Source organism: Phytohabitans rumicis, from assembly GCF_011764445.1.
Lineage (GTDB): Bacteria > Actinomycetota > Actinomycetes > Mycobacteriales > Micromonosporaceae > Phytohabitans > Phytohabitans rumicis.
In genome coordinates, this window is the sequence record NZ_BLPG01000001.1 from 8,900,118 (window position 1) to 8,914,421 (window position 14,304).

The window sequence follows — 14,304 nt, forward strand, 5'->3', positions numbered from 1 at the left end:
GGTCCTGGGCCAGCACCGACCGTCCACCGTCGACCGGCACGGTCGCGCCGGTGATGAAGCTCGCCACGACGCCCCGCCCTCCGCCGGTGACCACGTAGGACCGGCTCACGACAGGCCCAGGTGGGTGTGGACGCGGGCGCGCAGGAGGTCGTATTGCTCGCGGCAGCGGCGCGGCGGACCGGGTGGCACGTCCACGACCTCGCCGCCCGTGACGACCTCGTCGGGGCCGAACTGTTCGCGGGTCAGGTCCACCTCCAGGCCGCCGGGCAGGCGGTTCCACCAGTGGCCGCCGGTGCGTACCCCGGCGACTCGTACGTCGCCGAAGAGCAGGTCGCCGCCGATCAGTTCGCGCAGGACCAGCGCGGTCACCCCACACTGCCCGCGGGCCTTGTTATCCGTCCGCCACTGGGCCAGGTCGTGCTCGTCGCAGGTGTCCCGGCCCCAGGCCCCGCGGAACGCGCCCTCCACATCGTTCAAGGTCCACGTCGGCATGTCCGGAGCGTATGCCACGCCCCGCCTCCTCCTCTCTATCCCCGTTGATCAGGGAACGGCTCGGGCGGGTTGCGGCGCGCCGGGGAGCCCGTCCCTGATCAACGCGGCGTCGGGCGGGTGCGGCGCGTGGCGCTGCGGCGCGCGTGGCGCTGCGGCGCGCGTGGCGCTGCGGCGCGCGTGGCGCAGCGGCGCGTCGATCAAGGGCTTTCACGTCGATCAAGGACGAATGGTCGTGGTTTGATCTCCGATCCACGACCGTATGCCCTTGATCGACGCAGAAGCCCTTGATCGGCGCGCGCCGCGGGTCCTAGGAGGCGACGCAGTTGGTGCCGTCGGGGCCCTCGCCGACCTTTTCCGGCTCGTCGCCGGTGTCGTTGCCCTCGAAGAGGTCGCACAGGCCGATGTCGCCGTCGACGGTGACGCCGGACAGCCGCGCGGTGTCGCCGAAGTTGACGTTGATGCCGACCAGCACGCCGCCGGGCGCGGTCGCGGTGACGTTGCTGAGCACCACGTCGCGCCGGGCCTGGGTGGAGCAGTTGCCGCAGGAGCGGTAGAGCTTGCCGAAGGTGTCCACCTCGAAGTCGCGGATCGTCACCGAACCGCCTGCGCCCCGGTTGTCCTGGAACACCTTGTCGTCGGCGTTGCTGGCGGACCCGCCCTCGATGACGACCGTCGCGCCGGTGCCGCGGAACGTGGCGGCGTCTTCGCCGACGTCTTCCCAGAAGACGTTGCGGAGCGTGCAACTGCCCGCGCAGTGCACGCCGTCGGCGGCCGGCGACCCGATGATCACATTTTCCAGGGTGGCGCCGTCGGCGAGCTGGAACAGGGGGTCCTGACCCTCCTCCTGACCGCCGCCGCCGAGGTCGCCGCCGCCGATGAACCGGCGGTTGGCGCCGTCGAAGGTGCCGCTGACGGCCATGGTTGCGGTGAGGGTGACCTGCCCGGTGGCGGGCGGGGTGTCGGCGGCGGCCAGATGTGCGCCGACCACGCCGGCGGCGGCGAGGGTGGCGGCGGCCGCCCCGACGATGACGCCACCACGCCATCTGCTGAGTGCTCGTATTGACATGTCGTGACCTTCCAATGGGGACTCTTGCTGGACGATGTGCGGCAAGAGCGCCCAGGTCACCGTGCGGAGAGCCGGGGACGGAACGCGACCGTCCCCGCGTGGCGAACCAGGGCGGTTACGCCATAGACCTCCCGAAGAAAGCGGTTTCCTCCCGTCGAGGCTAGGGCAAGACCCGCATAACCGTCAATGCCGGAGCAACTCGTTGAGCCTGCCGTAGTCGAGCGCCCCGGCCAGTGCGTCGTACGTCCCGGTGGTGAACAGCTCGCGAGCCGCCCGCTGGGCCAACCCGTACGCCGACAGGGCGACCGACGAGCCCACGCTGACCCGGGCGGCGCCGAGCCTGCCCAACTCCGCGATCGTGGGCGCGCCCGGCCCGGCCAGGATGTTGAGCGGGACGGCGATCGAGGCGGACAACTCGGCGACCGTGGCCGGGTCGGTGACGCCCGGGACGAAGACGCCGTCCGCGCCGGCCGCGACGTACGCCGACGCGCGGTCGAGCGTCTCGCGCAGGCGGGTGGCCGGGTCGCCCACCCGCAGCAGGTAGGTGTCGACACGCACGTTCACGAACAATGGGATCCCGGCGGCGTCGGCGGCCTGCCGCGCCGCGGCGATCCGGGCGGCCTGCTCGTCGACCGGCCGCAGCCCGTCGCGGTGGGCGTCTTCGATGTTGACGCCGGACGCACCCGCGTCGAGCAGGCGGCGGATCGTGTCGGCGACCCCGGCCGGATCGGCCCCGAACCCGCTCTCGATGTCGGCGGTGACCGGCACGTCTACCGCGGCGACAACGCGGGCCACGAGGTCGATCGCGCGGTCGCGGTCGAGTAGGTCGCCGTCCGGCGCGCCGAGGCTCCAGGCCACGCCCGCGCTCGTGGTGGCGACCGCCGCGGCCCCGGCCTCCTCCACCAGGCAGGCGCTGGCGACGTCCCACGCGTTGGGCAGGACGAGCGGGGTGCCGGCGACGTGCAGCGCGTGGAAAGCCCGGGTCTTCTCAAGGTGCTCCGAAGTCATGCCGCCAGTCCACCACGCAGGTACGACACGCGCACCGGCGTTAGATGAGCCAGATCAGGAGGAGGATGACCGCGGCGACGATGAGCACCGGGGGGATCAGGCGGATCAGGATGGGGCCGGCGGCTACCCGGAGCAGGTTCGCGGGGCCGGGTCCGCGGCGGGAGGGGCGGCGGCGGGGGTGCCTCCAGATCAGGGGCGGCCACCGGGGGCGCTGCGGGCGCAGGCTGAGCGTCCGCGAGGACGGTGTTGCGGAGTTCCGCCACGAACTGGTCCAGCAGCCGGCCGCTCACCTGGGCGATCGCGCCCCGGCCGAACTGGGCCAGCGGGCCGGCGATGCTCAGGTCGGTGCTGACCGTGACCCGGGTGTTGCCCTCACCCTCGGCGGCCAGGTCGGCGGTGACCAGTGCGGACGCGCGACCCGGGCCGCCGCTCTGCTTGCCGGTCGCCTCCAGCACCGCGTGGTGCCGGTCCGCATCGCGTTCGCGGAAGCGGGCCACGCCGGCGTACTGGGCGACCACCGGGCCGACCTTCACCTTGACGGTGCCGTGGTAGTCGTCGCCGTCGATCTCGGTCAGCTTTGCGCCGGGCATGCAGGGCGCGATCCGCTCGATGTCGGTGAGCACCGCCCACGCCTCGTCGACGGGGCGGGGCACGACGAACTCGTTGTCCAGCCGCACGGAAACCTCTCTCTTACTCGATGACCGGCAGGAACGCCGCCGAAGCCGGCACCACCGGTGGGGGCGCCGCCGACCGGGGCCGGCTGGCCACGATCTCGGCCAGGATCGACAGCGCCACCTCCGGGGCGGTACGGGCGCCGATGTCCAGGCCGGCGGGGGAGTGCACCCGGGCCCGGTCCACCTCGGACACGTCCAGTGTGGACAGTACTGCGGCGCCCCGCTTGCGGCTGGCCACCAGCGCCACGTAGGGCACGCCGGCCCGCAGCGCGGCGGTCAGCACCGGCTCCTCGTCGCGCCCGTGCGAGGCGACCACCACCGCCACGGCGTCGGCCGGCACCGCGACCCCGGGGTCTTCGGTGGCGACCACGTCGTACCCGAGTGGTTTGCCGATCTCGCAGAGCGCCCGCGCCACCGGCGCGGCGCCGAGGACGTGCACCAGCGGGGGCGGGATCATCGCCTCCAGGAAGATGTCCAGCGCGCCGCCGGACAGGCAGGGGTTGGCGACGGTGATCGAGCCCTCGTCGGGCTCATCGGAAGACGACGGTGACGGCGTGATGCGCAGCAGCGTCGACTCGCCGGAAGCGAGCAGCCGCAAGCCCTGCTGGCGCACCGTCGACTCGGCGCAGGTGCCGCCGACGAAGCCGTCCAGCGTGCCGTCCGGCAGCACGAGCGCGCTGTCGCCGGCCTTGGCGCTGGTCGGCCGCTGCGCGCGGACGACCGTGGCGAGCACGAACGGCGTCCGCCGGGCTCGCAGGTCCTCCGCACGCAGCAACAGATCCGACCGACCGTAACCGTAACTCCTGGTCGCGAGGACCGCGGCGCCCGAAGGCTCCGCCTTCCCAGCGGCGGCGGTGTCCGCGGGGGTCGCATGCTCGTGACGCCGCTGGGAAAGCGGCGCCGCGCCGCGGTCCTCGCTCCTCATTGGATTGCCAGGTCTGTGCGTAGTGGGCGGCCCTGGATCGCCCGCCACACCTGGGCCGGGGTGAGCGGCATGTCCGCGTGCCGTACGCCGAACGGCTTGAGCGCGTCCATTACGGCGTTGACGACCGCGGCCGGCGATCCGACCGTGGCGGATTCACCGACGCCCTTGGCGCCGATCGGGTGGTGCGGCGACGGGGTGACCGTCTCGCCGAGCTCCCACGACGGGCACTCCACCGAGGTCGGCAGCAGATAGTCCATGAAGGACGCGCCGAGGCAGTTGCCGTCCTCGTCGAACGCGATCAGCTGCATCAGCGCCATGCCCACGCCGTCCGCGAGTCCACCGTGGACCTGACCCTCGACGATGGTGGGGTTGATCCGCACCCCGCAGTCGTCCACCGCCACGAAGCGCCGCACCTTCACCTGGCCGGTGCCCGGGTCGACGTCCACCACGCAGATGTACGCGCCGAACGGGAACGTGAGGTTGGGCGGGTTGTAGACGGTGGTCGCGTCCAGGTGGCCCTCGACGCCGTCCGGCAGCTCCAAACTGGAGTGTGCGGCCATCGCGATCTCCTGGATCGTCTTGCCCTGCTCGCGGTCGCCGCGCACGTACCAGCGGCCCTTCTCCCACTCCAGGTCGCCCTCGTCCACCTCGAGCATCGCGGACGCGACGAGCTTGGCCCGCTCGCGCACCTTGCGGGCCACGACGGCGGTCGCCGCGCCGGAGACCGGGGTGGAGCGGGAGCCGTACGTGCCCAGCCCGAACGGGGTCTGGTCGGTGTCGCCGTGCACCACCTCGATGTCGTCCACCGGAATGCCCAGCTCCTCGGCGACGATCTGGGCGTACGTCGTCTCGTGCCCCTGGCCCTGCGACTGCACCGAGATGCGCAGCACGCCCTTGCCGGTCGGGTGCACCCGCAGCTCGGCGCCGTCCGCCATGCCGAGTCCGAGGATGTCCATGTGCTTGCGCGGTCCGGCGCCGACCGCCTCGGTGAAGAAGCTGATGCCGATGCCGGTGAGCGTGCCGGTGTGGTCGCCGGCGAGCCAGTTCTGCAGCTCGGCCGCCTGCTGCTTGCGCAGCTCCTCGTAGCCGGCGATGTCCATGGCCAGGCGCAGCGCCTTGGGGTAGTCGCCGGAGTCGTACTCCCAGCCGGTCGGGCTGGGGTAGGGGAACTGCTCGGGCTTGAGCAGGTTCTTCATGCGCAGCTGCGCCGGGTCCATCTTCAGCTCGTACGCCAGCACGTCGATGAGGCGCTCGACCAGGTAGGCCGCCTCGGTGATGCGGAACGAGCAGGCGTACGCGACGCCGCCGGGGGCCTTGTTGGTGTAGACCCCGGTGACCGCGCAGTGCGCCGCCTCCATGTCGTACGAGCCGGTGAAGACGTGGAAGAAGCCGGCCGGGAACTTGGTCGGCTGGGCGGTGCCGTTGAACGCGCCGTGGTCCGCGATGACCTTCACCCGCAGCGCCCGGATCTTGCCGTCCCGGTCGGCGGCGACCTCGCCGTGCATGTGGTAGTCGCGGGCGAAGCCGGTGCTCATCAGGTTTTCCGAGCGGTCTTCCATCCACTTGACCGGCTTGCCGGTGACGATCGAGCCGACGATCGCGCAGACGTACCCGGGGTAGATCGGGACCTTGTTGCCGAAGCCGCCGCCGATGTCCGGCGAGATCACCCGGATCTTGTGCTCGGGCAGGCCGGCGACCAGCGCGTACACGGTGCGGTGCGCGTGTGGCGCCTGGGTGTTGCACCACATGGTGAGCTTGCCGGTGACCTTGTCGAAGTCGGCGACCGCGCCGCACGTCTCCAGCGGCGCCGGGTGTACGCGCGGGTAGAGCACGTCCTGCGCGACCACGACCTCGGCGCGGGCGAACGCGGCGTCGGTGGCCGCCTCGTCCCCGGCGCTCCAGTCGAAGATGTGGTTGTTGGCCTTGCCCTCCTTGTCGTCGCGGATCACCGGGGCCTCGGGGTCGAGGGCCTTGCGGGCGTCCACGACGGCGGGCAGCGGCTCGTACTCGACGTCGATCAGCTCCAGGGCGTCTCGCGCCGAGTACTTGTCCTCGGCGACGACGAACGCCACCTCCTGGCCCTGGAAGCGGACCTTGTCGGTGGCGAGCACGGCCTGCGTGTCGTACGACAGGGTGGGCATCCAGGCGAGCTTGAGGCTCTCCAGGACCTGGCCGGTGATGACCGCCTTGACCCGGGGGTGGGCCTGCGCCGCGCTGGTGTCGATGGAGACGATCCGGGCGTGCGCGTACGGGCTGCGCAGCACCGCGCCGTACAGCATCCCGGGCAGGTTGACGTCGTCGACGTACGTGCCGCGGCCGCGTACGAACCGGGCGTCCTCCTTGCGGTGCATCCGCCCGAAGCCGATGGGCGGGGAATCCACAGTGGTCACGACGTCACCTCGCTGACGGCAGGAGCCGGGTGCTCGGCGGCCCAGCGGACCGCCCGCACGATGTTCTCGTAGCCGGTGCACCGGCAGGACTGGCCGGAGATAGCCTCCCGGATCTCCTCTTCGGACGGATCCGGGTTGCGGTCGAGCAGCCAGCGGGCGGTCAGCATCATGCCGGGCGTGCAGAATCCACACTGGAGCCCGTGGCACTCGACGAAGCCCTGCTGCACCGGGTCGAGCTCGCCGTCGTGGCCGAGCCCTTCGACGGTACGCACGGTGCGGCCGTGCGCCATGACGGCCAGCACGGTGCAGGACTTCACGGGAGTGCCATCCAGCCACACCGTGCACACGCCGCAGTTGGACGTGTCGCAGCCCCAGTGCGTGCCGGTCAGGCCGAGCTGGTCGCGCAGGAAGTGGACGAGCAGCAGCCGCGGCTCGACGTCCGCGGTGTGCTCTTGCCCGTTCACCGTGACGGTGATTTGCATGGGTTACGCCGTCCCTCTCGCTCGTGCCACCGCGCGGCGCAGCGCGCGCACGGTCAGCTCGCCGGCCAGGTGCTTCTTGTAGTCGGCCGGGCCGCGCTGGTCGGCCGCCGGCTCGCAGTGCTCGGCGGCGATCCGGCCGGCCTCGGCCAGGTTCTCGTCGGTCGCCGGCGACCCGCGCAGGAACGCCTCCGCCTCCGGCGCGTGGAAGTGCTCGGCGCCCACCGCGGTGAGGCCGATGCCCACGTCGGAGACCGTGTCGCCGGTGAGCCAGATCGCGGCGCCGGCGGCCGCCACCGCCCAGTCGCCGACCCGGCGCTCCACCTTCTCGTACGCGCTGCCGCCGCCCGGCTTGACCGGCACGGACAGCTCGATCAGCAGCTCGCCGGGGCCGACGACGGTCTCGTACGGTCCAACGTGGAACTCCCGGGCCGGCACCGTGCGGACGCCGTCCGGGCCGCGGATCACCGCCGCCGCGTCGACCGCCGCGAACGCCGCCGACAGGTCCTCGGACGGGTCGGCCTGGCAGAGGGAGCCACCGACGGTGCCGCGGTTGCGCACGATCGGGTCGGCGATCACCCGTTCGGCGTCGTGGAAGATCGGGTAATGCTCGCCCACCAGCGGCGAGGCGAGCAGGTCGGCGTGCCGGGTCATCGCCCCGATGACCAGAGCGTCGCCGGACAGCCGGATGTACGCCAACTCGTCAAGATCATTGATGTCGATGAGTGCTTCGGGCCGTGCCAGCCGCAGCTTCATCATCGGGATGAGGCTGTGCCCGCCCGCGACGACGCGCGCCTCGCTGCCCCACTTAGCCAGCAGGGTGAGGGCATGGTCGACGCTGGTTGCCCGTTCATACTCAAAGTGCGCGGGAACCTGCATTATGCCATGGTGGGAGCGTTGTGAGAGGCTAGCAATACCGCGATAACCGAAAGGTTAGGACTACTGCTGTGACCCTCACACAGCTCGGGGTTTTCGTGCTCGTCGCGCGCCTGCGGTCGGTGAAGGCAGCGGCCGACGTGCTCGGAGTCAGCGAGCCGGCCGTGTCCCGTTCGCTGGCTGCCCTGCGCCAGCACCTGGGCGACCAGCTTGTGATCCGCGACGGCAACGCGATGGCCCTGACCGAGGGCGGCAACCGGCTCTTCGGCATCGCGTCGCAGATGGTGGCGCTCGGCGCGGAGGCGGAGGCCGCGGTGCGCGCCGGGCAGGGCGCCCCCGCCCAGCTGCGGTTGCTGGTCACCAGCACGATCGCCGAGTTCATCGCGACACCGCTGGTGGAGGCGTTCGGCCGCCGGTTCGGCGGAGCGATCGAGACGTCGTCCGGGGTGGCGTCGGCCGCGGAGATGCGGGTGCTGCTGCCCAACCGCCTGGCCGACGTCGCGCTCGGCCCCGACCTCGGGTCGGATCCGGAGGCGGGCCTGACCTCCGAGCCGGTGCTGCGCTACCGGATGGTGGTGGTCGGCGCGCCGCGCGTGCGCCACGCCGGCCCGCCGGGTCGCTGGCGGTGGCTGGTGGACCCGTCCGGCGCCGACCCGGACAGCGACACCGGCCGGCTGCTGCGCGGATTCCGCGTACCCGAAGAGCGCATTGAGGTCTTTCCGAACCAGACGGCGGCGTGGGCCGCGGCGGCCGATGGCGCGGGCGTCGCGCCCGCGGTCTCCGGACTGGTCAGCCGCCAGCTGCGCCGCGGCGAGCTGTCCATCGTGGACACCGAACGCACGCCGGTGCACGCCTGCTGGCACGTGACCACGCTCGGCGCGGACCGCCGCTCGGACGCGGCCCGCCGGCTGCGCAACTTCCTCGGCACCCCGGACGCGATGCAGCTGATGTGCTCGCCGGGTGCCGGTGTGCCGCCGTCGCGGTTCCGTCCGCCGGTGTATGTGACTATTTGGAGTTGACCGGGATGGTGACGAGGACCCGCCCGTTCTCGTCGACCACGTCGAAGCGTTCGAATGCCTTGCTGGTCGTGCCGCCGAGCAGGGTGACCTCGTCGGTGCCGGCCGGGATCCGCCAGCGCAGCGCGGTCTCGGTCGTGCCCTTCGTCGTTACGGCGAGCAGCGTGCCCTCCCGCGGCCCGGACAGGTGGGCGAGGGTCAGCGTGACGTCGGCGCCGGCCGCCGTCGGCACCACCTCGACCTGCGCGGTGGTGCCGGTCGCGGGGTCGCTGCCGTCGTACCGCTCGGCGTTTCCGTTTCCGCCGGCCGGTCCGACCTTGATGGTGTCCGTCGCGGACGCGCCGGGCGTCGGCGTCGGGGTCGATGCCGGGGTACGCCGGGGCGGGCTCGGCTCCGGGCCGGTGTTCCGGCGCGGGGGCGAGGTCGTGGCGGCCGGTCGGTTGCTCGCCGGCGCCGTGCGCGGCGGGGGAGCGGTGGTGGCCGTCGCCGCGGCCGCGCCCGGCGGCGGCTCGGCGAGCGGGATGACCGGCGTGTGCACGCTGGAGCGGGCCACGTAGGTCACGAGGCCCACCAGCACCACGACCGCGGCGGCGGCCGCCGCCAGGGTCAGCCGCCGGGTGTACGGGTGCGCCGGCCGGGGGCGCTGGACAAGAGTGACGACCGGTTCGGGTGGCCGCTCGGGAAATCGATGGCCCATTCCCGCACCGGTCGCGGCCACCAGGCTCGCCGCGTCGACCGTGCCGAGCAGTTGCACCAAGGGGTCCAGGCCCGCGAGGGTCCGGGTGCAATCGGCACAGCCGCGCAGGTGTCGCTCGTACGCCGCGAGCTCGTCCGGTTCGAGCAGGCCCAAGGCGTACGCGCCCACGTCAGGGTGGACGCAGGGATCAAACATCGTCACTCCCCGGTCCAAGAAGGACCTTTTGCAGGGCGCGAAGGGCGAAGAAGAGCCGCCATTTGACGGTCTCCGGCGGCAACCCCAGCTCGGCGGCGACGTCGCGCACGCCGCGTCCCCGGAAGTACGCCTCGACGAGGATTTCACGGTCGGGCTGCTGCAATGCGCGCAGCCCGTCCAGCACCATCATGCGTTGCAATGCCTGCCCAACGTCGTCCGCGGCCTCCACCACCGGCGACCGGTTGACCGGCGCGCCGTCGTCCGGCTCCCGCCGCCAGTCGTCGACGATCCGCCGCGCCAGGCTGACCAGCCAGGGGCGCAGCGACGAGGCGGCCACGTCGATCTGGTCGACGTCCCGCCAGGCCGACAGGAGCGTCTCCCGTACCACCTCCTCGGCCATCCGCCGGTCGCCGTCGGTCATGCTCAGGGCGATCATGAGTAGCGGCTCGGCGTGCTGGTCGTACAGGCTCCGGAGCAGGCCGCCTTCGGCCCGATGGATGCCGGTCCGGTTGGCCGTCCGCCCGACCGGACGCGCAGGTGTTCGAGAATGTCGGCCGCGGCTCGTCGCCGGGCGGCGCCACCAGGCATCGTCGCCGGACGCCATAGCCGTTTCCGGCCGCGCTTCTAGGTGGCGTGGCGATGACATGAGAGCTTCCACACGCGGTCCCCCAACCAGTCGTGATCGTTTGTTGTCCTCGCATACGGGGTTGAGCCGGGCATGGATCGAACCTAAGGAAGATTTAAGGAAGTCTTCAGATCTTGACGCGTCGTGGCCCCGGGGATACCGTGCGTCCACCCAGAAGCATAGGCTTTTCTGGATTGCTCGATTGGCCCTCACGGAGAGGAACAATGGTATGAGCGCTACGTACCGCGTCCCGGCCGCCGGCCGTACCCAGTGGCGGCGGTTCGCGGTGGCCGTTGGCGTGGTCACGACCGTGACCGCGGCGGTGCTGATCATGATCTCGAACGGTGTCCTGGCGGCCGGTTTCATGGTCTCCGGGCAGCAGTTCAAGGTCTCGGCGGACACCCTGGACGCGAACGGCTTCGTCAACTACGGCTGGATCGACCAACACGCCGACGGCTCGGCCGAGCCCGTCGCCGTGGCCGCGATGAAGCACGCGGAACTGACCAACCTGTGCCAGTCGGTGCTCACCACGCTGCCCTTCGTCGGCGACATCAGCCTCAAGCTCACGGCTGGTGCGAAGACGCCGGTGGTGGCGGAGAACATGTTCGTCGACATGGCGCAGATGGACGGCAACGCGACCTTCACCAACATCGAGATCGGCCGCGACGCCTCCACGTTGGACAAGGGCCCGCCGGGCGCGCAGGGCCTGCAGGGACTGTTCAGCCAGCAGGCCGACAAGGTGCACATCGACAACCTGCAGCAGGTGGCGTGGTCCACCAACGCCGGCACGTTCAAGCTCTCTGGCCTGCGGATGAAGGTCAGCTCGGGCAAGGACGAGTGCTTCTAGTACGTCGCGGCTCCGGGCCGGGGCGGGGGTCCCTTGACTAGATCGACGCTTGGGAATAGCGTCACGAGCAATCCAGAAAAGCCTCATTTTCTGGATCAGGGGATTCCCCGCCCCCGTCCTGCCTACGATCAAGGAGATCGAGATGGGCAACCCGTCCCCACCCTCCGGCGCGCCGCTGTCCTCGCCGCGCTGGTCGCCGCCTCCCTGGCGGTCGTCCCCGCGGCGCCGGCGCTCGCCGCGTCCTCCACCACCGTCACCCCGGCCGGGCACAGCTTCAGCGCCTCCCTGGTAGCCGGCACCACCGCCAGCTTCCAGGTCGGCAGCGTCACGGTCGCCTGCAACACGTCCACCACCACCGGCGCCGTCCCGCCGAGCCCGGCAACGCCAGCCCTGACGGCCCGGTCACCTCGGTCGTCGCCCCGCCGGTGTTCAACAACAACGGCGGCGCCTGCCCGACCGGCATCTTCCTCACGACGGCGACCAGCGTCACCAACAACACCAACGGGGACTGGTCCATCGCCCTGCAGTACGACCCGGCCGGCTCCACCGGCACCATGACCATCCCGACCGGCGGCGTGGTCACCACCATCTCCGGCCTGGCGTCCTGCACGATCGTGGTCGCCCCCGACGGCCCGGCCACCATCACCGGCCCGTGGGTCGACGGCGCCCCGCCCCGGCTGGACTTCTCCGCCGGCGTGAACGTCCCGATCCGCGTCACCGGCGGCCTCGGCTGCCCGACCGCGGCGACGAGCGCGGTCTTCCGCGCCACGTACGAGGTGGCGAACACGACGGACCCCGCGTCCCCGATCACCGTGACGGCGTAGCGCTCCGGATCCCCGTCGACGGCCTCGTCCCCCGTCGACCAAGGGCAAACGGTCGTGGTTCGATCTCCGAGCCACGACCGTTTGCCCTTGATCGCGCTGGTTTCCCTTGATCGGCGCGCGCCGTGGCCGGCCTCTCCCCAAAGGGCAGCCCTCTTGGGCGTGAATTGTGAGGAGGGCTCCCCTGTCACCGTCTCAGCGGGTATAGGGGAGCCCTTTTGGGGCCAGGGCGAGGGGCGAGGGCGAGGGGGAGAGCAACCCTCAGGGGAGTCCGGCCGCGGCGGCCGCCGCCTTGGGGCCGATGAACGGGGACAGCACCGCGTACGTCAACCCGGGCAGCTGATCCGGCAGCTCCGCCGCGCGCCCCGTCGACACGTGGTCGTAGATCACGCCGTACACGCCGGCGATGACGGCCTCGACGGCGACCCGGGGCACCTCCGGCTGGCCGCCCCGGCGCGGCGCGTCGTCGAAGAAGTCCACGTAGCTGCCCAGCAGCGCACGCCGCCCGGCGATCGCCCGCGGCCCCGCCGCCAGCACCTCCACCACCGCCAGCGCCGCGAACGCGGGCTCCGCCGCGAGCAGGTGCAGCAGCGTGCCGAGGCCGCGCCGCATCCGCTCGGGCCAGCGCCCCGGCTGCCCGTACGCGACGACGACGCTCTTCTGCAGCAGCTCCACGCCCTTCTCGAAGGCGGCCAGGAAGCACGCCTCCTTGTCGGCGAAGTGCTGGTAGTACGCCCGGGTCGACACGCCCGCGGCGGTGCACACGTCACCGAGCGACGTGCTGGCGTACCCCTTCTCCGCGACGGTCCGCGCCATCGCGTCGATCAGCCGGTCGCGCTGGGTCCGCGCCACGAACTCCCGGGGCAGGTCGTGCCGGCCCCGCGGCAGCCGCCGATCGGGGGCGGTGGCGGACCGTGACCCGGGGATCCCGGTGCCCAGCGGGGCGAACTCCGACATCTCCTCATAGTGCCGCATCGGGTCCAGCTCAGGCGTACCGGCGGATCTCCCGGCGGGCCAGCGCCGCGCGGTGCACCTCGTCCGGGCCGTCGGCGAGGCGCAGCGTCCGCGCCGCCGTCCACAGCTGCGCGAGCGGGAAGTCCTGGCTCACCCCGCCGGCGCCGTGCACCTGGATCGACTTGTCCAGCACCCATTCGGCCATCTGCGGGGTGGCAATCTTGATGGCCTGGATCTCCGTGTGTGCCTCCTTGTTACCCACCGTGTCCATCAGCCAGGCCGTCTTGAGGACCAGCAGGCGGGCCTGCTCGATGCGTACCCGGGCCTCGGCGATCCAGTCCGCGACCACGCCGTGCTCGGCGATCGGGCGGCCGAAGGCCACCCGCGCCGCCGCGCGGCGGCACATCAGCTCCAGCGCCCGCTCGGCCATGCCGATCAGCCGCATGCAGTGATGCACACGCCCGGGCCCGAGCCGTGCCTGGGCGATCGCGAAACCGTCACCCTCCGTCGCGATCAAATTCTCCAGGGGTACGCGGACGCCCTCAAACGTGATCTCGGCATGACCGCCATGGGGACCGTCGCCGTAGCCGAACACCCGCATACCCCGCCGCACCGTCACGCCGGGCGTCTCGCGGGCACCAGGATCATGCTCTGCTGGCGGTGCCGCGGCCCCTCCGGGTCGCTCTTGCCCATCACGATGAGGATCTCGCAGCGGGGGTTCATCGCGCCGCTGGACCACCACTTGCGCCCGTTGACGACGTACGCGTCGCCGTCGCGCTCGATCCGGGTGGCGATGTTGGTGGCGTCGGAGGAGGCGACGTCCGGCTCCGTCATGCAGAACGCAGACCGGATCTCCCCGGCCAGCAGCGGCGCCAGCCAGCGCTCCTGCTGCGCCGGCGTGCCGAACATCGCGAGCACCTCCATGTTGCCGGTGTCCGGCGCGGCGCAGTTGAGCGCCTCCGGCGCCAGGTACGGGCTGCGCCCCGTGATCTCGGCGAGCGGGGCGTACTGGAGGTTGGTGAGGCCGGCGCCGGCCGGGTGGTGCGGGAGGAACAGGTTCCACAGCTTGCGTTCGCGGGCCCGTTCCTTGAGCTCCTCGACGATCGGGGAGTGGTCCACTCTGGACCCGCGCCGGCCTGCTCGGCGAAGACGGTTTCGGCCGGATAGACGTACTCGTCCATGAAGGACAGCAACCGCGCGCGGAGGTCCTCGGTCGTCGCGTCGTAACCGAAGTCCATG

15 protein-coding genes and 1 pseudogene are annotated in these 14,304 nt (G+C 71.8%); 3 read left to right on the forward strand and 13 right to left on the reverse strand.

Annotated features, from left to right (window positions below; translation table 11 throughout):
• Positions 1-105: 105 nt before the first annotated feature.
• The 8 genes from Prum_RS40415 to Prum_RS40450 form a co-directional block, all read right to left on the reverse strand.
• On the reverse strand, positions 106-492 hold the full coding sequence (locus tag Prum_RS40415; RefSeq protein WP_173082264.1) for a YunG family protein: 387 nt from the start codon (positions 490-492) through the stop codon (positions 106-108).
• 307 nt (positions 493-799) lie between these two features.
• Entirely contained in the window at positions 800-1,558 is a 759-nt protein-coding gene (locus Prum_RS40420) for a pectate lyase (protein ID WP_173082266.1), read from the reverse strand.
• Between the two features lie 183 nt (positions 1,559-1,741).
• Entirely contained in the window at positions 1,742-2,566 is an 825-nt protein-coding gene (locus tag Prum_RS40425; protein ID WP_173082268.1) for an isocitrate lyase/PEP mutase family protein, read from the reverse strand.
• A complete protein-coding gene (locus tag Prum_RS40430) occupies positions 2,563-3,243 on the reverse strand; it encodes an SRPBCC family protein (protein WP_218577592.1) in 681 nt (226 codons plus the stop codon). Before Prum_RS40430 ends, Prum_RS40425 begins: the two co-directional genes overlap by 4 nt.
• Positions 3,244-3,256: 13 nt before the next feature.
• A complete protein-coding gene (locus Prum_RS40435) occupies positions 3,257-4,015 on the reverse strand; it encodes an XdhC family protein (RefSeq protein ID WP_218577593.1) in 759 nt (252 codons plus the stop codon).
• A gap of 146 nt (positions 4,016-4,161) precedes the next feature.
• The gene (locus Prum_RS40440) at positions 4,162-6,555 is read right to left on the reverse strand and encodes an aerobic carbon-monoxide dehydrogenase large subunit (RefSeq protein ID WP_246278427.1); all 2,394 of its coding nucleotides are present in this window, start codon (positions 6,553-6,555) and stop codon (positions 4,162-4,164) included.
• Positions 6,552-7,037: a (2Fe-2S)-binding protein gene (locus Prum_RS40445; protein WP_173082272.1), complete on the reverse strand. Its 486-nt coding sequence runs from the start codon at positions 7,035-7,037 to the stop codon at positions 6,552-6,554. The genes Prum_RS40440 and Prum_RS40445 overlap by 4 nt, the downstream gene beginning before the upstream one ends.
• 3 nt (positions 7,038-7,040) lie before the next feature.
• Complete coding sequence (locus Prum_RS40450; protein WP_173082274.1) at positions 7,041-7,913, reverse strand: FAD binding domain-containing protein; 873 nt, start codon at positions 7,911-7,913, stop codon at positions 7,041-7,043.
• A gap of 68 nt (positions 7,914-7,981) precedes the next feature.
• Here Prum_RS40450 and Prum_RS40455 point away from each other — a divergent pair, with 68 nt between their 5' ends.
• Positions 7,982-8,929, forward strand: a complete 948-nt coding sequence (locus Prum_RS40455; protein WP_173082276.1) for a LysR family transcriptional regulator — start codon at positions 7,982-7,984, stop codon at positions 8,927-8,929.
• Here Prum_RS40455 and Prum_RS40460 read toward each other — a convergent pair.
• Together Prum_RS40460 and Prum_RS40465 are read right to left on the reverse strand one after the other, a co-directional pair.
• Entirely contained in the window at positions 8,916-9,818 is a 903-nt protein-coding gene (locus Prum_RS40460) for a zf-HC2 domain-containing protein (protein ID WP_173082278.1), read from the reverse strand. The genes Prum_RS40455 and Prum_RS40460 overlap by 14 nt on opposite strands.
• A complete protein-coding gene (locus Prum_RS40465) occupies positions 9,811-10,422 on the reverse strand; it encodes a sigma-70 family RNA polymerase sigma factor (RefSeq protein WP_173082280.1) in 612 nt (203 codons plus the stop codon). The genes Prum_RS40460 and Prum_RS40465 overlap by 8 nt, the downstream gene beginning before the upstream one ends.
• A gap of 250 nt (positions 10,423-10,672) precedes the next feature.
• Between Prum_RS40465 and Prum_RS40470 the strand changes: the two genes are divergently transcribed.
• Entirely contained in the window at positions 10,673-11,290 is a 618-nt protein-coding gene (locus Prum_RS40470; RefSeq protein ID WP_173082282.1) for a DUF6230 family protein, read from the forward strand.
• 128 nt (positions 11,291-11,418) lie between these two features.
• Here Prum_RS40470 and Prum_RS40475 read toward each other — a convergent pair whose 3' ends face one another.
• Positions 11,419-11,643 (reverse strand): hypothetical protein, encoded by a 225-nt coding sequence (locus Prum_RS40475; RefSeq protein ID WP_218577594.1) that lies wholly within the window; start codon positions 11,641-11,643, stop codon positions 11,419-11,421.
• Positions 11,644-11,715: 72 nt separating this feature from the next.
• On the opposite strand from Prum_RS40475, the gene Prum_RS40480 reads away from it, so the two are divergent.
• Positions 11,716-12,114, forward strand: a complete 399-nt coding sequence (locus tag Prum_RS40480; protein WP_173082286.1) for a hypothetical protein — start codon at positions 11,716-11,718, stop codon at positions 12,112-12,114.
• 258 nt (positions 12,115-12,372) lie between these two features.
• On the opposite strand, the gene Prum_RS40485 is transcribed toward Prum_RS40480, so the two are convergent.
• Both Prum_RS40485 and Prum_RS40490 read right to left on the reverse strand, forming a co-directional pair.
• Entirely contained in the window at positions 12,373-13,086 is a 714-nt protein-coding gene (locus tag Prum_RS40485) for a TetR/AcrR family transcriptional regulator (protein ID WP_173082288.1), read from the reverse strand.
• A 10-nt stretch (positions 13,087-13,096) separates the two neighbouring features.
• A pseudogene (locus Prum_RS40490) lies at positions 13,097-14,303 on the reverse strand (acyl-CoA dehydrogenase family protein).
• Position 14,304: the final 1 nt, after the last annotated feature.